16 protein-coding genes are annotated in these 20,291 nt (G+C 70.9%); 2 read left to right on the forward strand and 14 right to left on the reverse strand.

Going from position 1 to position 20,291, the window contains the following annotated elements; genetic code table 11:
- Nucleotides 1-206 precede the first annotated feature (206 nt).
- Together ileS and BMY61_RS22970 are read left to right on the forward strand one after the other, a co-directional pair.
- Nucleotides 207-3,350: an isoleucine--tRNA ligase gene (gene ileS, locus BMY61_RS22965; RefSeq protein WP_042453438.1), complete on the forward strand. Its 3,144-nt coding sequence runs from the start codon at nt 207-209 to the stop codon at nt 3,348-3,350.
- A 3-nt stretch (nt 3,351-3,353) separates the two neighbouring features.
- Nucleotides 3,354-3,887, forward strand: coding sequence for a HutD/Ves family protein (locus BMY61_RS22970; RefSeq protein ID WP_042453440.1), 534 nt, complete (start codon nt 3,354-3,356; stop codon nt 3,885-3,887).
- 179 nt (nt 3,888-4,066) lie between these two features.
- On the opposite strand, the gene BMY61_RS22975 is transcribed toward BMY61_RS22970, so the two are convergent.
- The 14 genes from BMY61_RS22975 to BMY61_RS23040 all read right to left on the reverse strand — a co-directional run bounded on the left by BMY61_RS22975 (nt 4,067) and on the right by BMY61_RS23040 (nt 20,285).
- Entirely contained in the window at nt 4,067-5,290 is a 1,224-nt protein-coding gene (locus BMY61_RS22975; protein WP_042453442.1) for a DivIVA domain-containing protein, read from the reverse strand.
- Between the two features lie 46 nt (nt 5,291-5,336).
- Entirely contained in the window at nt 5,337-5,621 is a 285-nt protein-coding gene (locus BMY61_RS22980) for a YggT family protein (protein ID WP_042453443.1), read from the reverse strand.
- A gap of 27 nt (nt 5,622-5,648) precedes the next feature.
- On the reverse strand, nt 5,649-6,245 hold the full coding sequence (locus BMY61_RS22985; RefSeq protein WP_042453445.1) for a cell division protein SepF: 597 nt from the start codon (nt 6,243-6,245) through the stop codon (nt 5,649-5,651).
- A gap of 129 nt (nt 6,246-6,374) precedes the next feature.
- On the reverse strand, nt 6,375-7,103 hold the full coding sequence (locus BMY61_RS22990; RefSeq protein ID WP_425314702.1) for a YggS family pyridoxal phosphate-dependent enzyme: 729 nt from the start codon (nt 7,101-7,103) through the stop codon (nt 6,375-6,377).
- A gap of 5 nt (nt 7,104-7,108) precedes the next feature.
- Complete coding sequence (locus BMY61_RS22995) at nt 7,109-7,840, reverse strand: purine nucleoside phosphorylase YfiH/LACC1 family protein (protein ID WP_042453448.1); 732 nt, start codon at nt 7,838-7,840, stop codon at nt 7,109-7,111.
- Between the two features lie 68 nt (nt 7,841-7,908).
- On the reverse strand, nt 7,909-9,135 hold the full coding sequence (gene ftsZ, locus BMY61_RS23000; protein ID WP_042453450.1) for a cell division protein FtsZ: 1,227 nt from the start codon (nt 9,133-9,135) through the stop codon (nt 7,909-7,911).
- 227 nt (nt 9,136-9,362) lie between these two features.
- Nucleotides 9,363-10,142 (reverse strand): cell division protein FtsQ/DivIB, encoded by a 780-nt coding sequence (locus BMY61_RS23005; protein ID WP_042453516.1) that lies wholly within the window; start codon nt 10,140-10,142, stop codon nt 9,363-9,365.
- Nucleotides 10,135-11,241 carry an undecaprenyldiphospho-muramoylpentapeptide beta-N-acetylglucosaminyltransferase gene (murG, locus tag BMY61_RS23010; RefSeq protein ID WP_042453452.1) on the reverse strand — a complete coding sequence of 369 codons (1,107 nt, stop codon included), beginning with the start codon at nt 11,239-11,241 and terminating at the stop codon, nt 10,135-10,137. Before murG ends, BMY61_RS23005 begins: the two co-directional genes overlap by 8 nt.
- A gap of 6 nt (nt 11,242-11,247) precedes the next feature.
- Complete coding sequence (gene ftsW / locus BMY61_RS23015; protein WP_082015319.1) at nt 11,248-12,537, reverse strand: putative lipid II flippase FtsW; 1,290 nt, start codon at nt 12,535-12,537, stop codon at nt 11,248-11,250.
- A gap of 285 nt (nt 12,538-12,822) precedes the next feature.
- Nucleotides 12,823-14,247 (reverse strand): UDP-N-acetylmuramoyl-L-alanine--D-glutamate ligase, encoded by a 1,425-nt coding sequence (gene murD, locus BMY61_RS23020; RefSeq protein ID WP_042453453.1) that lies wholly within the window; start codon nt 14,245-14,247, stop codon nt 12,823-12,825.
- Between the two features lie 17 nt (nt 14,248-14,264).
- Complete coding sequence (gene mraY, locus BMY61_RS23025) at nt 14,265-15,326, reverse strand: phospho-N-acetylmuramoyl-pentapeptide-transferase (RefSeq protein WP_042453456.1); 1,062 nt, start codon at nt 15,324-15,326, stop codon at nt 14,265-14,267.
- The gene (locus tag BMY61_RS23030) at nt 15,326-16,747 is read right to left on the reverse strand and encodes a UDP-N-acetylmuramoyl-tripeptide--D-alanyl-D-alanine ligase (RefSeq protein WP_042453458.1); all 1,422 of its coding nucleotides are present in this window, start codon (nt 16,745-16,747) and stop codon (nt 15,326-15,328) included. Before BMY61_RS23030 ends, mraY begins: the two co-directional genes overlap by 1 nt.
- Before the next feature lie 6 nt (nt 16,748-16,753).
- Complete coding sequence (locus BMY61_RS23035) at nt 16,754-18,391, reverse strand: UDP-N-acetylmuramoyl-L-alanyl-D-glutamate--2,6-diaminopimelate ligase (RefSeq protein WP_425314703.1); 1,638 nt, start codon at nt 18,389-18,391, stop codon at nt 16,754-16,756.
- A 61-nt stretch (nt 18,392-18,452) separates the two neighbouring features.
- On the reverse strand, nt 18,453-20,285 hold the full coding sequence (locus BMY61_RS23040; protein ID WP_280521005.1) for a peptidoglycan D,D-transpeptidase FtsI family protein: 1,833 nt from the start codon (nt 20,283-20,285) through the stop codon (nt 18,453-18,455).
- Nucleotides 20,286-20,291 lie beyond the last annotated feature (6 nt).

Consider the following 20,291-nt stretch of genomic DNA (forward strand, 5'->3'; position numbering starts at 1 on the left):
AAGCCCGGGGGTGTGCGCAGCGGGAAGATCACCCCGGAGCCGCCGGAGGAAAGGCGCAGGTCACCCGCGCCGAGTAGAACCGGCCGCTGACCCCAATGAGGGGGTCGTGCCGCTACGGCGCGACCAAGGAGGGTGGTACCGCGGGGCGCTCGTCCGCCTCGTCCCTCCGTCGGAGACAGCAGTAGAGCCGTTCCGCCGGAGGAAGCATGACCGCGCAGTACCGCGCCGTACCCGCCCAAGTCGACCTGCCCGCGCTCGAGCACCAGATCCTCTCCTTCTGGCAGGACCACAAGATCTTCGAGCGGAGCCTGCAGCAGTCCGAGGGCCGCCCGGAGTGGGTGTTCTACGAGGGCCCGCCGACCGCCAACGGCATGCCGGGTGCCCACCACATCGAGGCCCGCGTCTTCAAGGACGTCTTCCCGCGCTACCGGACCATGAAGGGCTACCACGTCGCCCGCAAGGCCGGCTGGGACTGCCACGGCCTGCCCGTCGAGCTCGCCGTCGAGAAGGAGCTCGGCTTCTCCGGCAAGCAGGACATCGAGGCGTACGGCATCGCCGAGTTCAACGCCAAGTGCCGCGAGTCCGTCACCCGCCACACCGACGCGTTCACCCGTCTGACGCAGCGCATGGGCTACTGGGTCGACCTCGACGACGCCTACCGCACCATGGACCCGGACTACATCCAGTCCGTGTGGTGGTCCCTCAAGCAGATCTTCGACAAGGGCCTGCTGGTCCAGGACTTCCGGGTCGCCCCCTGGTGCCCGCGCTGCGGCACCGGCCTCTCGGACCACGAGCTGGCCCAGGGCTACGAGACGGTCGTCGACCCCTCCGTCTACGTCCGCTTCCCGCTGACCGGCGGCCCGCTGGCCGGCCAGGCCTCGCTGCTGGTCTGGACGACGACCCCGTGGACGCTGGTCTCCAACGTCGCCGTCGCCGCCCACCCCGAGGTGACCTACGTCGTCGCCACCGACGGCACCGAGCGCGTCGTCGTGGCCGAGCCGCTGGTCGAGAAGTCCCTCGGCGAGGGCTGGACCACCACCGGCGAGCGCTTCACCGGCAAGGAGATGGAGCGCTGGACCTACCAGCGTCCCTTCCGGCTGGTCGACGTCGAGGGCGAGGCGCACTACGTCGTCAACGCCGAGTACGTGACGACCGAGGACGGCACCGGTCTGGTCCACCAGGCCCCGGCCTTCGGCGCCGACGACCTCGCGACCTGCAAGAACTACGGCCTGCCCATGGTCAACCCGGTCCGCGCCGACGGCACCTTCGCGGAGGACGTCCCGCTGGTCGGCGGCGTCTTCTTCAAGAAGGCCGACGAGGCGCTGACCGCGGACCTCAAGGAGCGCGGCCTGCTCTTCCGCCACGTCGCCTACGAGCACAGCTACCCGCACTGCTGGCGCTGCCACACCGCGCTGCTCTACTACGCGCAGCCGTCCTGGTACGTGCGCACCACGGCCGTCAAGGACGCCCTGCTGCGCGAGAACGAGCGCACCAACTGGCACCCGGAGACGGTCAAGTACGGCCGCTTCGGCGACTGGCTGAACAACAACATCGACTGGGCGCTCAGCCGCAACCGCTACTGGGGCACCCCGCTGCCCGTCTGGCGCTGCGAGGACGACCACCTCACCTGCGTCGGCTCGCTGGCCGAGCTGTCGGAGCTCACCGGAACCGACCAGAGCGACCTGGACCCGCACCGGCCGTTCATCGACGACGTCACCTTCGCCTGCCCGGCCGACGGCTGCGCGAAGCAGGCCGTGCGCGTGCCCGAGGTCATCGACGCCTGGTACGACTCGGGCTCCATGCCGTTCGCGCAGTACGGCTACCCGCTGAAGAACCAGGAGCTGTTCGAGAAGCGCTACCCGGCGCAGTTCATCTCCGAGGCCATCGACCAGACCCGCGGGTGGTTCTACACCCTCATGGCCGTCGGCACGCTGGTCTTCGACCGCAACTCGTACGAGAACGTCGTCTGCCTCGGCCACATCCTGGCCGAGGACGGCCGCAAGATGTCCAAGCACCTGGGCAACATCCTGGAGCCCATCGAGCTGATGGACACCAACGGCGCCGACGCCGTGCGCTGGTTCATGGCCGCCGGCGGCTCGCCCTGGTCCGCGCGGCGCGTGGGGCACGGCACGATCCAGGAGGTCGTCCGCAAGACGCTGCTGACCTACTGGAACACCGTCGCCTTCCAGGCCCTCTACGCCCGCACCGCGGGGTGGGCGCCGTCCGCCGCCGACCCCGCCCCGGCCGAGCGTCCGATGCTGGACCAGTGGGTGCTGAGCGAGCTCAACACCCTGGTCCGCGACGTCGACGCGGCCCTGGAGGCCTACGACACCCAACGGGCGGGCAAGCTGCTCTCCGCCTTCGTCGACGACCTCAGCAACTGGTACGTGCGTCGTGGTCGCCGCCGCTTCTGGCAGGGCGAGCCGGCCGCGCTGGCCACCCTGCACGAGGCGCTGGAGACGGTGACCCGGCTGATGGCACCGCTCGTCCCGTTCATCACCGAGCGGGTCTGGCAGGACCTCGTCGTCCCGGTCGTCGCCGACGCCCCGGCCTCCGTGCACCTCGCGACCTGGCCGGTCGCGGACGAGACGCTGATCGACCCGGCGCTCTCGCGCCGGATGGCGCTGGTGCGCCGCCTGGTCGAGCTCGGCCGGGCCACCCGCGCCGACTCCGGCGTCAAGACCCGTCAGCCGCTGTCGCGCGCGCTGGTCTCGGCGCAGGGCTACGAGGAGCTCCCGGCGGAGCTGCTCGCGCAGATCGCGGAGGAGCTCAACGTCACCGCGATCGAGTCGCTGGCGGAGGTCGGCGGTTCACTCGTCGACACCACCGCCAAGGCGAACTTCCGCGCGCTGGGCAAGCGCTTCGGCAAGGGTGTCCAGGACGTCGCCAAGGTCGTCGCCGCCGCGGACGCGGCCGTGCTGTCGGCCTCGCTGCGCGCGACCGGCAGCGCCTCGGTCGAGGTGAACGGCGAGCAGGTGGAGCTCACGCCGGAGGACGTGGTCATCACCGAGACGCCGCGTGAGGGCTGGGCCGTCGCCAACGAGTCCGGCGCCACCGTCGCGCTCGACCTGCACATCACCCCCGAACTGCGCCTCGCGGGCGTCGCCCGCGACGCCATCCGGCAGGTGCAGGAGGCCCGCAAGAACTCCGGCCTGGAGGTCTCGGACCGCATCGTGCTGCGCTGGGTCGCGACCGCGGACGAGACGACCGAGGCGCTGACCACCCACGGCGCACTGCTCGCGGACGAGGTCCTGGCGACGGACTTCGCCGCCGGCGAGCCGGACTGGGCCGAGGCCGCGCCGTTCGCGGACGAGACCCTGGGGCTCACCTTCTGGCTGCGCAAGGCCTGATCCATGACGGACATTCAGGTTCTGCGCGCGGCCGACCGCGTGGCCAGTCCCTGGAAGAACGGCGGCGGCGTGACCCGCGAGGTCGCGTCGTCGCCGTCGGGGACGGCGGATTTCGACTGGCGGGTCTCGCTGGCCGACGTCGCCTCCGGCGGGCCGTTCTCCTTCTTCGAGGGCATCGACCGGATCATCACCGTCGTCCAGGGCGAGGGCATGGCCCTCACCGTCGACGGGGTCGAGACGGTCGTCTCGGAGCGGTTCCGGCCGTTCGCCTTCTCCGGCGACGCGGCGACCGAGTGCCGCCTGCTGGGCGGCCCGCTGGTCGACTTCAACGTGATGACGCGCCGCGGCGCGGTCTCGGCCGAGGTCACCATGTGCACGGACAGCACGGAGGTCACCGGCCCGGCGCTGGTGGTCGTCCTGGCCGGCAAGGCCTGGGTCGACGAGATCCCGCTCGCCGAGCTCGACGCGGCCCGCGTCGAAGAGGGCACGGTACTCGTCGATGCGAAGGGCGTGACCGCTGTGGTCACCCTGCACTAGCCCCGTCAGGGGCGCGAGGAACTGCGCGACAAGCCACTGATGAGCAGATGGTCCTCAACGCGCAGGGCCATCCGCACCGGGTGGTTTCTCGCGCAGTTCCTCGCGCCCCTGGATAGTGCAACTAAAGGAACGGCCCCCACCTCCGGTCTCCGGAAGTGGGGGCCTTTTCGGCGAGAGACTTAGTTCTCGTCGTCCTGGTCGATCAGGAACCCGCGCATCGGCTGGGGCGCCTGCTGCAGCGGGGGCTGCGGGCGGACCGCGGCCATCGGCTGCGTCATCGCGGCCGGCGGAGCCGGCTGCGCGCCGGCCGGCTGGAACGCGTTGCCACCGAAGGACGGGCCGTTCTGGCCGCCGCCGAAGGACTGCTGGCCGCCGAAGGTCTGACCGCCCATGGACTGGCCGCCGCCGAAGGACGGGCCACCGGCACTCATCGGGGAGGCGCCGACCGGGCTCATCGCGGGCTGGGACAGGGGAGCAGCCGGCGGGAGCGAAGCCGTGGCCGGAGTGCGCGGCGGCGCGAGGCTGTCGTCCGCCTGGGACTCCAGCTGACGCAGCTGCGTCTCCAGGTAGGACTTCAGACGCGTGCGGTACTCACGCTCGAACGCACGCAGGTCCTCGACCTTGCGCTCCAGCGTGGCCCGCGCGGACTCCAGGGAGCCCATCGCGACGCGGTGCTTCTCCTGGGCGTCCCGCTCCAGCGCGTCCGCCTTGGCGCGGGCGTCGCGCTCCAGACCCTCGGCGCGGCTGCGGGCCTCGCCGACGATCTTGTTGGCCTCGGAGCGGGCCTCGGCGATCGCCTGGTCGGCGGTCTGCTGGGCCAGGGCGAGGACACGGGCAGCGGAGTCGTTGTTCGGCTGCGGCTGCTGCATCATCGGCTGCGGCTGCTGCATGGGGGCGAGGCCGCCCATGGTGTGGCCGCCCATCGGACCGGCCATCTGCGGGGCCGGCTGGAGCTGCGGAGCACCCGGGCCCGGGAGGGCCGGCTGACCGCCGGGCAGCTGCGGCTGGCCGGGGTGGCCCATCTGCTGCTGCATGTGCGGCGGCATGCCCTGCGGGGGCATCCCCTGCTGCGGAACCGGCGGGCCGGATATGGCGGCGGGCACGGGCGCGCCCGGACGCTGCTGCTGCGGGTGGCCCTGCTGCGGGTGCTGCCCGTCCTGGGGACCGGGGCCCGGCAGCTCGCGACGCTGCTGCTGCTGGTTCTGCGCGGCCTGCTGGTTCTGCGCGGCCGCACGGGTCGCCGCGGCCAGCTTGGCGCGCAGGTCCTCGTTCTCGCGCAGCAGGCGAGTCAGCTCGCCTTCGACCTCGTCGAGGAAGGCGTCGACCTCGTCCTCGTCATAGCCTTCGCGGAGGCGGACGGTCGTGAACTGCTTGTTCCGAACGTCCTCGGGGGTCAATGCCATTTCTTCACCTCAACGTGATCGTCGGACACCTGGGCATCTGCGTAGGTCACAGCTGCCCCACGACCTGGATCAAGATCAACACAATGATGATCAGCAGCATGAAGGCAAGGTCGAGGGCTGCGCCCCCGATCCGCACCGGCGGGATCCACCGTCGCAACAACTTGAGCGGCGGATCCGTGACGGTGTAGATGCTCTCCAGCACGACGACCATGGCTCGGCCCGGTCGCCAGTCGCGGGCGAAGAACTGGACCCAGTCCATCACCATGCGTGCCAGGAGCAGGACGAAGAAACACATCAAGACGATGTACAGCACCTGCCATACAACGCTCACCGTGTCTCCCCTCGCCCTTCATGCCTGTCAGCTCTGGTTGAAGAACCCGCCCTCGGCGATCCGTGCCTTGTCCTCCGCCGTTACATCGACGTTAGCAGGAGACAGCAGGAACACCTTCTGCGTCACGCGCTCGATGCTGCCGTGAAGCCCGAAGACGAGTCCAGCCGCGAAGTCTACGAGGCGCTTGGCATCCGTGTCGTCCATCTCCGTGAGATTCATGATCACAGGAGTGTTGTCACGGAAGTGTTCCCCGATGGTACGGGCCTCGTTGTAGGTTCGCGGGTGGAGCGTGGTGATGCGGTAAGGCTCCCGCTCGGAGGCGGTCTTGGACGTGATCACCGGGGCGCTCTTCTCGACGGGACGACGTTCGGGTGTGATGGACGCCACTGGCGCGATGCGCGGCTCGGGCGCCCGCATCGGGGCGACGACGGCCGAGGCCGCCACCGGCGCGGCGGCCGGGACGCTCACAGGCGCGGCCGGACGCGGGACCTCCTCGGTCCGCCCGGTCCGCAGCGGCTCGGGCTCGTGGTCGTAGTCGTCGTCCGGGTCGTAACCCTGGGCGTCGTAGCCATCGTCCTCCACGAGACCGAGGTAGACCGCCATCTTGCGCATTGCGCCGGCCATACTCCTGTCCTCCGCTCTGTGGTGGATCGGCCTGGGGAGGTTCCACGATCCACGGTTCTTCCCCGGCCCGCCGGGGAGATTCTGGAATGTCCGGATTTGTTCTCCGGTCTGATCTTCTAACCGGTGACGTTACCGGAGCGTCGGCCGCGCACCCAGTACCGCCGTACCGATGCGCACGTGTGTCGCACCGGCAGCAATGGCCTCTTCCAGGTCTCCTGACATCCCGGCAGAGACCATCGTGGCACCAGGGTGCGTCCCCCGTACGCGGGATGCGATTTCCGCGAGACGGCCGAAGGCCCTGCGTGGATCGTCTGCGAACGGACCGACGAGCGGCGCCACCGCCATCACACCGTCAAGTCGCAGTCCTGGAGCGGCCGCTACGGTCTCGGCCAGCGCCTCCACCTCGCTCGGCGCGACCCCGCCGCGGTGGGCCCCCTCCGGGGTCTCCGACTCCAGACCGACCTGGATCAGACAGCCCACGTCGGCCCGCCCGCTTTTGACCACTTCCGCGGAGAGTGCGTCGACGAGCCGGAGCCGGTCCACGGAATGCACACGGTCGGCGTATCGGAGAACGGAACGGACTTTGTTGGTCTGCAATTGCCCCACAAAATGCCAACTGAGGGGCAGATCCTTGCATTCCTCCGCTTTTGGCGCGGCGTCCTGGTCGCGGTTCTCCGCGACGTCCCGGACGCCCAGCTCGGCGAGCAGGCGGGTGTCGGAGGCCGGGTAGGTCTTGGTGACGACCACCAGGGTGACCTCGTCGCGGGGGCGCGCGGCCGCGGCGCAGGCGGCGTCGATGCGCGCCTTCACGGCGGCGAGGTTTGTCCGGAGTTCAGCCAGACGCTCCGCAGATGTCAGATTTGTCACTTGGGATCCCACCAGATGTAGCTCGCCAGACGGCCGGTAAGAGAGGCCCGACGGTAAGAGAAGTGATGCTCGGACTCGAGGGTGCAGACGTGCTCGCTCGCACGCACGGTCACGCCCTGCCGCGCGAGTTGGCCGGTGACGCCGGCCGGGATGTCGAGGGACGGGGTGCCCCAGCCGGTCTCGGCGTACGCCTCCGGGGTTCGGGCGGCGACCTCCGCACGCAGCGGGTCCGGCACCTCGTAGCAGCGTCCGCAGACGCTCGGACCGATCACGGCCTCGATCTTCTCGGCGCCGAGCTCGCGCATCAGCGCGACGACGGTGTCGGCGACGCCCTTGTGCAGCCCCGGCCGCCCGACATGGGCGGCACCGACGACTCCGGCCTCGGGGTCGGCAAGCAGGATCGGCGTGCAGTCGGCCGTGAGGACCGCGAGCGCGAGTCCCTGGGTCCGCGTCGCGACACAGTCCACGGACGGAGCCTCTCCGTCCGGTTGCCGCCCGCTCGCGATGAAGCCCTCGGCGCCGTGGACCTGGTTCATCCAGACCACGTCCGCCGGGTCGATCCCGAGCGCGTTCGCCGCGAGCCTCCGGTTCTCCCGGACGGCCGTGGGATCGTCGCCCACCGCACCGCCGAGGTTCAACTCGGCGTAGGGCTCCGCACTCACCCCGCCCCACCGGTCCGTGAAGGCGGCGTGGACTCCATGCCCCAGGTCAATCCGCTGGCCGATCATGGGATCACCTTATGGCACAGCAAATCCCCCGGAGCGCGGAGCGCTCCGGGGGATTCGGGCACGACGACTTACTTCAGGAAGTCCGGAACGTCGAGCTCCTCCGCCGCCGAGTCGACGTACGGCGGGCGCGGGGGCGCCTGCTGCGGGACCGGGGGGATGGTGGGCTCGGCCGTCGGACGCGGGGCGTCCTCCGCGCGGGGGACGCTGCCGAGCGTGTGCATGCTGCGGCCCGTGGCCGTCGAGCCGACCGCCGAGGATCCGGCGGACGCCGCGCGCGGGAAGTCCGGCGTCGCGGAGCGCTCGGTCGTCGCGGAGCGCACGACGGGCTCACGGACGATCGGGGTCGGCTGCCCGCCGTCGAAGCCGGCGGCGATGACGGTGACGCGGACCTCGTCGCCGAGCGCGTCGTCGATGACCGCGCCGAAGATGATGTTCGCCTCGGGGTGCGCGGCCTCGCTGACCAGCTGGGCCGACTCGTTGATCTCGAACAGGCCGAGGTCGGAGCCGCCGGAGATGGAGAGCAGCACGCCGCGGGCGCCGTCGATGGACGCCTCCAGCAGCGGCGAGGAGATCGCCATGACCGCCGCCGCCTTCGCGCGGTCCTCGCCGCGCGCCGAGCCGATGCCCATGAGCGCGGAGCCCGCGCCACTCATCACGGACTTCACGTCCGCGAAGTCGAGGTTGATCAGGCCGGGGGTGGTGATCAGGTCGGTAATGCCCTGAACACCGGAGAGCAGCACCTGGTCGGCGCTGCGGAACGCGTCCAGCACGCTGACCTGGCGGTCGGAGATGGAGAGCAGGCGGTCGTTCGGGATGACGATGAGGGTGTCGACCTCCTCGCGCAGCTGCGCGATGCCGTCCTCCGCCTGGTTGGCGCGGCGGCGGCCCTCGAAGGTGAACGGGCGGGTGACCACGCCGATCGTCAGCGCGCCGAGCGAGCGCGCGATGTTGGCGACCACGGGGGCACCGCCGGTGCCCGTGCCGCCGCCCTCGCCGGCCGTCACGAAGACCATGTCGGCCCCCTTGAGGACCTCCTCGATCTCCTCGCGGTGGTCCTCGGCCGCCTTGCGGCCGACCTCGGGGTTGGCGCCGGCGCCGAGGCCACGGGTGAGCTCACGGCCCACGTCGAGCTTCACGTCGGCGTCGCTCATCAGCAGCGCCTGGGCATCGGTGTTGATCGCGATGAACTCGACGCCCTTGAGCCCGACCTCGATCATCCGGTTGATGGCGTTGACGCCGCCGCCGCCGATACCGACGACCTTGATGACTGCGAGGTAGTTCTGCGGTGCTGCCACGTCGAAGGCCTCTCGCCTCGGATCTGTCTACTCACCCTAAACATGAGGTTTAGAGTTAATGCTATGTCACTGCTGCATTATCCACTGTCACTAGGACAGTAGGCATCGAGCCTTGCCGGTTCAACGGACACGCCGAGCAAGCAACCATTTATTGTTGAGCCTATGTGATCTAAGGGCCGTGCGCGTACACGGGGGTCAACAAGCGTCACGGCTCAGTGGACAGTCCGTCAAGACCGAAGTGCCGGATCTGTCGGTGCGCTCACGTCGTACCCCCTGGCGTCCTGCTTCAGGAGCGCTCCCAGCACCACCGCCTTGCGGGCGCTCTGCTCGGGGCTGCCCCAATAGACCGTGCCCGAAGGACCGTTGAGGGTCAGCTCGATGTCGTCGTACGAGTGGACGACGACCGCCGCAGTACGCCGGGCCAGCGCCGCCGGGAGGGAGCGCGCCACCTCCACCGCGCCGGCGACCAGTACCTGCTCGGGGAACTGGGCGAGCTCCCCCTTGCCCGCCGCCGAGAGCGCGAGCTGCACGACGGGGACACCGGGCGGCGCGGCCGGCAGCGTGGCGAAGCGCACGCCCGCGGTGTCCTCCAACGTGAACGTGCCGTTCGCGCCGCGGACCGCGGCGACCGGCGTGCGCTCGGTGACGGTGATGGTGACCGCGTGCGGCCAGGAGGTGGTCACGTCGGCGTGGTCGACCCGGGGCAGGGCCTTCTCGACCCGCGCCTCGACCGCCCCGGTGTCCAGCCGCTCCAGCGGACCGCCCAGCGGCACCTGGGCGGCCTGCAGCACCTGATCCCTGGTCAGCGCCTTCGCCCCGATCACGCTGACGGTGCGCACGTCGAAGACCGAGGAGAACCAGACCAGCCAGATCCCCGTGCCCAGCAGCACGGCGACCAGCCCGCTCAGCACCGCGATGCCGCGCCGGGACAGCTTGAGCCTGGGCCGTGGCGCCTGTTCGGCACCCGCCTCGGCCCGGTCCTCCTCGACCCCGACGTACTCAGCCACGCCGGCGACCACCCCGATGGGCGTCGATCGCCTCGTACACCATCTGCGCCAGCAACTGGTCCGCGTCGCGGCGGCCGAACTCGGCGGCGGCGTGGGACATCTGCCACAGGCGCTGCGGGTCGGTCAGCACCGGCAGGACGTTCTGCAGCACCCACTCCGGGGTCAGCTCGGCGTCGTCGATCAGCAGGCCGCCGCCCGCGCGGACGACCGGCTGGGCGTTCAGGCGCTGCTCGCCGTTGCCGATCGGCAGCGGCACGAAGACGCCCGGCAGACCGACGGCCGCCAGCTCGGCGACGGTCATCGCGCCGGCCCGGCAGAGCATCAGGTCGGCGGCGGCGTAGGCGAGATCCATCCGGTCCAGGTACGGCAGCGCCCGGTAGGGCGGCATACCGGGCAGGTCGCCCACCGGCGGCAGCTCGTTCTTCGGGCCGACCGCGTGCAGGATCTGCACGCCGTACTGCTGCAGGCGCGGCGCCACGGCCTGGATCGTCTCGTTCAGACGTCGGGCCCCCTGCGAGCCGCCGGAGACCAGCAGCGTGGGCAGGTTCTGCTCCAGCCCGAAGTACTGGCGCGCCTGCGGGCGGGCCATGCCGCGGTCCAGGTTGGCGATGGTCTGCCGCAGCGGGATGCCGATGTAGCGGGCCTTCGGGAACTTGCTGTCCGGGGTCGCCACGGCCACGAAGTCGGTGTAGCGGGAGCCGATCTTGTTGGCGACGCCGGGACGGGCGTTGGCCTCGTGGATGACGATCGGCACGCCGCTGCGCTTGGCCGCGAAGTAGGCCGACATGGAGACGTAGCCGCCGAAGCCGACGACGGCGTCGGCCTTGGTGCGCTCCAGGATGTCCTGCACGGCCTTGACGGTGTTCCGCAGCCGGCCCGGCAGCGTGATCAGGTCACCGGAGGGCTTGCGCGGCAGCGCGACCTTGGGGATCAGCGCGAGCTCGTAGCCGCGCTCGGGCACCAGCCGCGTCTCCAGCCCCGACTCGGTGCCGAGAGCGGTGATGCCGACCGTGGGGTCGTTGCGCCGCAGAGCGTCAGCCAACGCGAGTGCGGGCTCGATATGACCGGCGGTACCACCGCCGGCGAGGACCACATGCACCGAAATTCACCGCTCCTTGTGGGGCCACCGGAGGAACCGGCGCCGATCCTGCTTGTCTGTCTTGCCCTTGCCCTTGCGCCTGCTCCGCGCGGCGAGTGCCGCCTTCGCGCTCGGCTCGCTGCGTGCGAAGCAGAGCAGCAGGCCGACCGCGAACATGGTCGGCAGCAGGGCGGAACCGCCGTAGGAGAACATCGGGAGGGGAACGCCCGCGATGGGCAGGAGTTCCAGCGCCGCCCCAATGTTGATCATGGCCTGGGCCATGATCCAGGTGGTGGCGCCTCCCGCTGCGTACCTGATGAACGGCTCCTTCGTGCGTACGGCCACGCGGATACCCGCATACCCTAGTGCCGCGAAGAGAACGAGGACCGACACCGTCCCCGCGAGACCCAGCTCCTCACCGGTCACGGCGAAGATGAAGTCGGTGTGCGGCTCGGGCAGCTGACCCCATTTCTGCACACTCGCGCCGATCCCGGTCCCGAAGATCCCGCCGGAGGCGAGCGCCCAGATGCCGTGCACGGCCTGGAAGCAGGAGCCGTCCGCGCCGACGTGCGTCGCGCCGATGCAGGACAGGCGCGAGAGCCGGTGCGGCACGGTGATGATGAGCAGGGCGCTGACCAGCAGCGCGAGCAACGCGCTGGCACTGAACAGGCGCGCGGGCGCGCCGGCCATCCAGAGCAGACCGAAGAGCAGCGCACAGATGATCATCGCGGTGCCCATGTCGCCGCCGGCCAGGACGAGCGCGAGCAGCAGCAGGCCCACCGGGACGAGCGGGATGAGCAGGTGCTTCCACTCCCCGAGAGTTTTCATCTGTTGTTTACGGGTGAGCAGATCGGCGGCCCACAGGACGAGCGCGAGCTTGGCGAACTCCGAGGGCTGGATCTGGAAGAACCCGCCCAGCCGGATCCAGTTCCGGTTGCCGTTCACGGCGACCCCGATGCCCGGCACCATCACGGCGAGCAGCAGCAGGATCACCCCGAGCAGCAGCGGGTACGCGAGCGCACGGTGCACACGCACCGGGAGGCGCACGGCCAGGTACATCAGTCCTGCGCCCAGGACGATGGAGATGAGCTGCTTCTTGAAGTAGTAGTCGAAGGGGAGGCCTTCGAGGCGTGCCTGGATCTGCGAGGCGGAGAACACCATCAGCAGACCGAGGACGAGAATCAGCGCGGCGGAGCCCAGGATCAGGTAATACGGCGTCAGCGGCCGTTCCAGACCCTTCTGGAAGCGTCTCCAGGCGCTCTGCAGCCGCGTGAACCGGCTGTAGGACCGGAAGGTTGCGACGTTCGCTTCCGGCACTTCGGTGGTCCTCTCCCCTGCGCTTACGCCTACCGGCGACTGACCCTACCGGGTTAAACGCCAGGAGCCAGTTGCAACACGTCAGGGCGCGGGCCTCCACCGATTCGCGGCTCCGCCGCCGGAGCGCGAGCGGGTCGGTCAAGCTGCCGCAGCCAGTGGCGAACGCCCAGGGGCGCGGGGAACTGCGCGAGAAACCACCGGCGTACGGATGGCCCTGCTCGGTGAGGACCATCCGCATGTCGGTGGCTTGTCGCGCAGTTCCCCGCGCCCCTTGGCTGAGTGCAACTACAGCGCGTGCACGGCGGCGGCGAAGAGGTCGCCGCGTTCGCCGTAATTCGTGAACATGTCCATCGATGCGCAGGCCGGCGCCAGCAGGACCGTGTCACCCGGTTCGGCGAAGCCGGACGCCGCGTTGACGACGGCTTCCATCGCCGCCGCGCCCACGACGCCGTCGGGGAGTTCGAAGACGGGCAGGTGCGGCGCGTGGGCGTCCAGCGCCGCGCGGATCACCGCCCGGTCCGCGCCCATGAGGACCGCGGCACGCAGGCGGGGGGCCGCCGCGGCGACGAGGCCGTCCATCTCCGCGCCCTTGGCCAGGCCGCCGGCGATCCAGACCACCGACTCGTACGCGGCCAGCGACGCGGCAGCGGCATGCGGGTTGGTCGCCTTGGAGTCGTCGACGTAGGCGACGCCGTCCACCTCCGCGACGAACGCGATGCGGTGGGCGTCCGGCCGGAACGCCCGCAGGCCGTCCCGCACCGCCCGCGGCTCGACCCCGTAGGCCCGCGCCAGGGCGGCGGCCGCGAGCGCGTCCGCGATGTTGTGCGGGGCACTGGGCTGGACGTCCTCCACGGACGCCAGCTCTGCGGCCGCGTGCCGCCGGTCGGGGATGAATGCCCGGTCGACGAGCAGGCCGTCCACCACTCCCAGCTGCGCGAGCGCCGGAGCGCCCAGCGTGAAGCCGACCGCGCGGCAGCCCTCCTCGACCTCGGCCTCGCGCACCAGCTCCTCCGTCGCCGGGTCGGCGACGTTGTAGACGCAGGCGACGACGTTGCCCTCGTAGATCCGCCCCTTGTCCGCCGCGTAGGCCTCCATGGAGCCATGCCAGTCGAGGTGGTCGGGGGCGATGTTGAGGACGACCGCCGAGTAGGGGTGGACGCTCGGCGCCCAGTGCAACTGGTAGCTGGAGAGCTCGACCGCGAGGACGTCGTACGGCTCCTCCGCGAGCACCGCCTCCAGCACGGAGACGCCGACGTTGCCGACGGCGGCCGTGCGCCTGCCCGCGGCGGTGAGGATCGAGGCGAGCATCCGGACCGTCGTGGTCTTGCCGTTGGTGCCGGTGATGGCGAGCCAGGGTGCGGGCTCGCCGGTGGCGGGGTGCGGGCGGCGCAGGCGCCAGGCGAGCTCGACGTCGCCCCAGATCGGGATGTCCAGTTTCTCGGCCACCTGGAAGAGCGGCGAGTACGGCGGCCAACCGGGCGCGGTGACGATCAGGTCGGTCTCGTCGGGCAGGGAGTCACCGTCGCCCAGGCGCACGGTGACGCCGAGGGCGCGTAGCTCCTCGGCCTGGGCCTGCTGCCGTGGGCCGTCACCGCCGTCGACGACGGTGACCACCGCGCCGAGGCCGTGCAGCACCTTGGCCGCCGGGACGCCGGAGACGCCCAGCCCGGCCACCGTGACGTGCAGGTTCTCCCAGTTCATCTGGTCCATGCCCTCACCGCTGTCGGTCAAGATGTGACCCAGCCAGCGTAGAAGAGGCCGAGGCCGACGGCGACGCACAGTCCCTGAATGATCCAGAAGCGCACCACGATGAGCACCTCCGACCACCCCTTCAACTCGAAGTGGTGTTGGAGTGGTGCCATCTTGAAGACGCGCTTGCCGGTCATCCGGAACGAACTCACCTGGATGATGACGGACAGGGTGATCAGCACGAAGAGGCCGCCCAGGATGGCGAGCAGCATCTCGGTGTGGGAGCAGATCGCCAGACCGGCCAGCGCGCCACCGAGGGCGAGGGACCCGGTGTCACCCATGAAGATCTTGGCGGGCGAGGTGTTCCACCACAGGAAGCCGAAGCAGGCGCCCATCAGCGCGGCCGCGACGACCGCGAGGTCGAGCGGGTCGCGGACCTGGTAGCACTGCGCGCCGGCGGTGATCGCGGAGCCGCAGTTCTGGCCGTACTCCCAGATGCCGATGAAGACGTAGGCGCCGAAGACCATCACCGAGGCGCCCGTGGCCAGGCCGTCCAGACCGTCGGTGAGGTTCACGCCGTTGGACATGGCCAGGATCATGAAGATCGCCCAGATGGCGAACAGCACCGGGCCGAGCGACCAGCCGAAGTCGGTCACGAAGGAGAGCTTCGTGGAGGCGGGCGTGGTACCGGAGTGGTCCGGGAAGCGCAGCGCACCCACCGCGAAGACGATGCCGACGATCAGCTGCCCGGCCATCTTGGCCTTGGCGCGCAGACCGAGCGAGCGCTGCTTGACGATCTTGATGTAGTCGTCCAGGAAGCCGACCAGGCCCATGCCCGCGAACAGGAACAGCACCAGCAGGCCCGAGGCGGTGAACTCGGTCCCCATGATCAGGTGCGTGAGCAGGTAGGCGACCAGCGTCGCCAGGATGAAGGCGATACCACCCATGGTGGGCGTGCCGCGCTTGCTGTGGTGCGCCTGCGGGCCGTCGTCGCGGATCATCTGGCCGTAGCCGTGGCGGGCCAGGATCCGGATCAGGATGGGAGTGCCGACCAGCGAGAGGAACAGGCCGAACGCCGCGGCGAAGAGGATCGCCTTCATCAACGCCCTGCCTCCCCGTTGGCGTCCTGCGCAAGCAGGGCCGCAGCCACCTTCTCCAGGCCCACCGAACGGGACGCCTTCACCAGGACCACGTCCCCCGGTCGGACCTGCTCACGGAGCAGCTCGATCGCGCTATCCGCGTCGGGCACCAGCACCGATTCCTCACCCCACGAACCTTCGTTCCTCGCGCCAAGCTCCATGCAGGCCGCTTCCCGGCCGCCCACCGCGACCAGGGTCGCGATGTTGAGCCGGACCGCGAGCCGGCCCACCGCATCGTGCTCGGCGAGGGAGTCCTCGCCGAGTTCCCGCATCTCCCCGAGGACCGCCCAGGTGCGGCGGGCGTCGGGGCCCCTCCCGCCGATCGCGGCGAGCGCGCGCAGGGCGGCCCGCATCGAGTCGGGGTTGGCGTTGTACGCGTCGTTGATCACGGTGACGCCGTCCGGGCGCTCCGTGAGCTCCATCCGCCACTTGGACAGGCTCCCGGACCCGCTCAGCGCGGCGGCGATCTTCTCGACGCCCAGCCCGCACTCGGTCGCGACCGCGGCGGCGGCGAGGGCGTTCGTCACGTGGTGCTCACCGTAGAGCTTCAGGGCCACCGGTGCGGAACCGGAGGGTGTGCTCAAGGTGAACGAGGCACGCTGCAGCTCGTCGAAACGGACATCCACGGCACGCACGACCGCGTCCTCGGCCTCGCCGTAGAAGACGACGCGGGCGGCGGTGCGCGCGGCCATGCCGCGGACCAGCGGGTCGTCGCCGTTCAGCACGGCGACGCCGTCGGCGGGCAGGGACTCGACCAGCTCGCCCTTGGCCTCGGCGATGCCCTCGCGGCTGCCGAACTCGCCCAGGTGGGCGGTGCCGACGTTGATGACCAGGCCCACCTTGGGGCGGGTGATCCCGCACAGCTCGGCGATGTGGCCCTTGCCGCGGGCGCCCATCTCCAGCACCAGGAACTCGGTGTCCTGCTGCGCCTTCAGGGCGGTCAGCGGGAAGCCGATCTCGTTGTTGAACGAGCCCTCGGTGTAGACGGTGGTTCCCTGGGCGCCGAGCACCTGGGCGATCAGGTCCTTGGTGCTGGTCTTGCCGGTGGAGCCGGTCAGCGCGACGACGGTGGTGTCGGTCAGCCGCGCGGTGACGGCGCGGGCCAGCTTGGCCATGGCGTCGAGCACGTCGTCGACGACGACGGCGGGCACGCCGACCGGGCGGCTCGCGAGAACGCCGGCGGCACCGGACTCGGTGACGACGCGTTCGGCGAAGTCGTGGCCGTCGACCCGCTCGCCGGCCACGGCGACGAACAGCGCGCCGGACGAGACCTGGCGCGAGTCGTGCACCACCGGACCGGTGACCCGCGCCTGCGGGTCCGGTACGTCAACGAGCGTCCCTCCGGTGGCCTCGGCCACCTCCGCGAGGGTCAGGGGGATCACGTGGCTCTACTCCTCGACGTCCCTGGGGGTGGACTGTGCGGTGTTGCTGCGACCTGCTGCGTCGCTGATGGCGTCGTGCAGGACGACGCGGTCGTCGAACGGGCGGACCTCGCCCTTGGCGTACTGGCCGACCTCGTGGCCCTTGCCGGCCACCAGGATCGAGTCCCCCGCGTGGGCGCGGGCGACGGCCTCGGCGATCGCGCGGGCGCGGTCGGGCTCGACCAGTACCGCGCCGCGCTCGGCCTCCGGCACCTCGACGGCGCCGGAGAGCATCGCGGCCAGGATCGCCAGCGGGTCCTCGGTGCGGGGGTTGTCGCTGGTCAGGATGGCGGTGTCGGCGTAGCGGGCGGCGATGGCGCCCATCGGGCCGCGCTTGAAGGGGTCGCGGTCGCCGCCGCAGCCGATGACGACCAGCACCTGGCCCTTGGTGACCTCGCGCAGCGAGCGCAGCGCGCCCTCCAGGGCGTCCGGCTTGTGCGCGTAGTCGACCACGGCGAGGTAGGGCTGTCCGGCGTCGACCTGCTCCATCCGGCCCGGCACGCCCGGCACCGCGGCGACGCCGGCGACGGCCTCCTCCAGCGGAAGTCCGGCGGTGACGGCGGCGGCGATGGCGGCCAGCGCGTTGGCCACGTTGAACGGGCCCGGCAGCGGCGAGGAGGCGTCGGCGGCCAGGCCGTTCGGGCCGACCACGCGGAAGTGCGAGCCGGCGTGGCCCAGCTGCACCTGCTCGGCGCGCCAGTCGGCGGCCGGGTCTCCTGAGGCGGAGTAGGTGACGACGGGGATCTCGGCCTCGCCTGCCAGGCGGCGGCCGTAGCGGTCGTCGATGTTGACGACGCCCACGCGAGCCCGGCGCGCGGTGAACAGCTGCGCCTTGGCCCGGTAGTAGTCGTCCATGTCGGGGTGGAAGTCGAGGTGCTCGGGCGTGAGGTTGTTGAAGACCGCCACGTCGTAGACCACGCCGTCGACCCGGCCGAAGACCAGGGCGTGGCTGGAGACCTCCATGGCGACCGCGTCCGCGCCCGCCTCGCGCATCATCGCGAGGACGGCGTGCAGGTCGGTGGCCTCGGGGGTGGTGCGCTCGCTCTTGATGCGCGTCTCGCCGACCCGCATCTCGACGGTGCCGAGCAGGCCGGGGGTGCGGCCGGCGCCGCGCAGCGCGCCCTCGATCAGGTAGGCGGTGGTGGTCTTGCCGCTGGTGCCGGTGACGCCGATGGAGAGCAGCTGCTCGGCGGCGCGGCCGTAGATCGCGGCCGCCAGCTCGCCGACGCGGGCGCGCGGCTGCTCGACGACGAGCAGCGGGACGCCGGCGTCGGCGGCGCGATCGGCACCCGAGGGGTCGGTCAGCAGCGCGACGGCGCCGGCGGCGACGGCCTGGGGCGCGAAGTCGGCGCCGTGGGCGTTGGCTCCGGGCAGCGCGGCGTAGATGTCCCCCGGTCGGACGGCACGGGAGTCGTGGGTGATGCCGGTGACCAGCGCATCGGGTGCTCCTGCCGCGTCCACTCCGAGCAGCGCGGCGACCTGCGCGAGGGCGAGGCCGTCGGTGGCGCGGGGACGGAGCAGGGGCTGATCACGATGGGGCACGGCGGTGAGGTTACCCGTACCGGTGCTGTCGGAGCCAAGTGGGGAGTTCATTGCCATGTGCATGCCGCCGTCCGTGCTGGTCATGTGAGGGTATCGCCATCCCAGGGGTTGTCTGTGCGCCACGTCACCAGTTGACCGGCAGGTTCGCCGCCGGGGCGCCGGTCGGCGGGACATCGAGCGTCTTCAGTGCGAACTCCATCACCTGCTTGAAGACCGGCCCGCACAGCTGCCCGCCGAAGTGGGCGCCCACCGGCTTCTGGATCACGCAGGAGACCGTCAGCCGCGGCTTGTCCGCCGGCGCGAAGCCGATGAAGGACGCGGTGTAGCCGCTGTAGCCGTCACCGGTGGCCCTGTTCGCGGTGCCGGTCTTGCCCGCCACCAGGTAGCCCGGGATCTGCGCCATGGTGCCGGTGCCCTGCTCGCTGCCGACCACCGACTGCAGCATCTCGGCCAACTGCTTGGCCACGTCCGCGCTCACCACCCGGGTGCTGTCCGGCGCGGGGGTGGGCGTGTAGCGGCCGTCCGGTCCGGTGATCCCCTCCACCAGCGTCGGCGCGACCCGCACGCCGCCGTTGGCGATCGTCGAGTAGACCGAGGTGGTCTGCAGCGCGTTGACGGCCAGGCCCTGGCCGAAGGGGATGGTGTACTGCTGCGAGCCGTTCCACCTCTGCGGCAGCGGCAGGATGCCCTGCGTCTCGCCCGGGAACCCCAGCCCCGAGGGGCGGCCGATGCCGAACTTGGTCAGGTAGTCGTAGAGCACCTGGTTGGCCTGGCTCTGCGTGGAGCCCAGGTGCTCCGCCGCGAGGATGGTGCCGATGTTCGACGACTGCGCCAGCACGCCGTTCAGCGTCAGCTGCTCGGTGCCGTGCGCCACGTCGTCGTGGAAGACCCGGTCCGCGCGCGGCAGCGCGCCCGGCACGGTCACGTGCGTCTCCGGCGTCGCCACGTTCTGCTGCAGCACCGCCGCCATGGTCATCAGCTTGCTGACCGAGCCCGGCTCGTAGGCGTCGCTGAGGGCGGTGTTGCCGATCGCGTTCGGGTCGGCGTGGGCGAGGTCGTTCGGGTCGAAGCCGGGCGCCGTCGCCATGGCCAGCACCCGACCCGTCTGGACGTCCTGGACGATGACGTAGCCGCCCTCGGCCTGGCTCTTGGCCACCTGTGCGGAGATCGCCTGCTGCGCCTCCCACTGGATGTCCCGGTTCAGCGTCAGCCGCAGGCTCGACCCGGGCACCGGCGCGGTCTCGTGCTGGCCGCCCGCGGTCGGCACCTCGCGGCCGTTCGCCTGTGCGTACACCTGCTTGCCGTCGACGCCCTTCAGCAGCCTCTCGTACTGCTGCTCCAGCCCGCCCGAGCCGATCCCGTCCGCGTTGACGAAGCCCAGCACGTTGGCGGCGAGTCCCCCGTCCGGGTAGACGCGCTTGTCGTGCCGGGCGTGGAAGACCGCTGCGATCGGGTTGGCGCAGGCGTCGTCGACGCGGCCGTCGGCGCCCGCCTTCAGTGCGAGGGTGTTCTCCGCCAGGCAGTGGCCGGAGCCGGCCTTGTTCGCCAACCGGTTGTCCAGCGCGTTGATCTGGTTCCAGGTCTGCGGGGTCTGCTGCTTGGCGATCAGACGGTACATGTCCGTCTTCGGGTTCTTCGCGGTCAGCGCCTGCTGCAGCTTCTGCTGATCCTGTCCGAGGATCGGCGCGAGCAGCGCGGCGGCCTGCGCCGGTCCGTCGGTGACGTGCAGTTGCTCGGGCGTGAGCATGGTCGGGTCGGCGGTGATGTCGTAGGCCGTCACCGTGGTCGCCAGCACGTCGCCGGCGGCGTCGGTGATGGTGCCGCGCTGGGCCGCCAGCGGCGTCGAGACGTACCGGTTGGCGCTGGCCTCCTCGGCGAGCGCGGTGGAGTCCAGGAACTGCAGCTGCACCAGCCGCCCGGCGAACAGCGCGAACACCGTCCCGAGCGCCAGCCACATCACCCG

The organism is Streptacidiphilus jiangxiensis, from assembly GCF_900109465.1.
Taxonomy (GTDB): Bacteria; Actinomycetota; Actinomycetes; order Streptomycetales; family Streptomycetaceae; genus Streptacidiphilus; species Streptacidiphilus jiangxiensis.

Excerpts from the sequence above, each read along its gene's own strand:
- BMY61_RS22985 (WP_042453445.1), bottom strand. The coding sequence starts at position 6,245 with ATGGCCGGCGCAATGCGCAAGATGGCGGTCTACCTCGGTCTCGTGGAG.
- BMY61_RS22995 (WP_042453448.1), bottom strand. The coding sequence starts at position 7,840 with ATGATCGGCCAGCGGATTGACCTGGGGCATGGAGTCCACGCCGCCTTC.
- ileS (WP_042453438.1), top strand. The coding sequence starts at position 207 with ATGACCGCGCAGTACCGCGCCGTACCCGCCCAAGTCGACCTGCCCGCG.
- BMY61_RS22975 (WP_042453442.1), bottom strand. The coding sequence starts at position 5,290 with ATGGCATTGACCCCCGAGGACGTTCGGAACAAGCAGTTCACGACCGTC.
- mraY (WP_042453456.1), bottom strand. The coding sequence starts at position 15,326 with ATGAAGGCGATCCTCTTCGCCGCGGCGTTCGGCCTGTTCCTCTCGCTG.
- BMY61_RS23035 (WP_425314703.1), bottom strand. The coding sequence starts at position 18,391 with ATGCACATGGCAATGAACTCCCCACTTGGCTCCGACAGCACCGGTACG.
- BMY61_RS22970 (WP_042453440.1), top strand. The coding sequence starts at position 3,354 with ATGACGGACATTCAGGTTCTGCGCGCGGCCGACCGCGTGGCCAGTCCC.
- murD (WP_042453453.1), bottom strand. The coding sequence starts at position 14,247 with ATGGACCAGATGAACTGGGAGAACCTGCACGTCACGGTGGCCGGGCTG.
- BMY61_RS23040 (WP_280521005.1), bottom strand. The coding sequence starts at position 20,285 with ATGTGGCTGGCGCTCGGGACGGTGTTCGCGCTGTTCGCCGGGCGGCTG.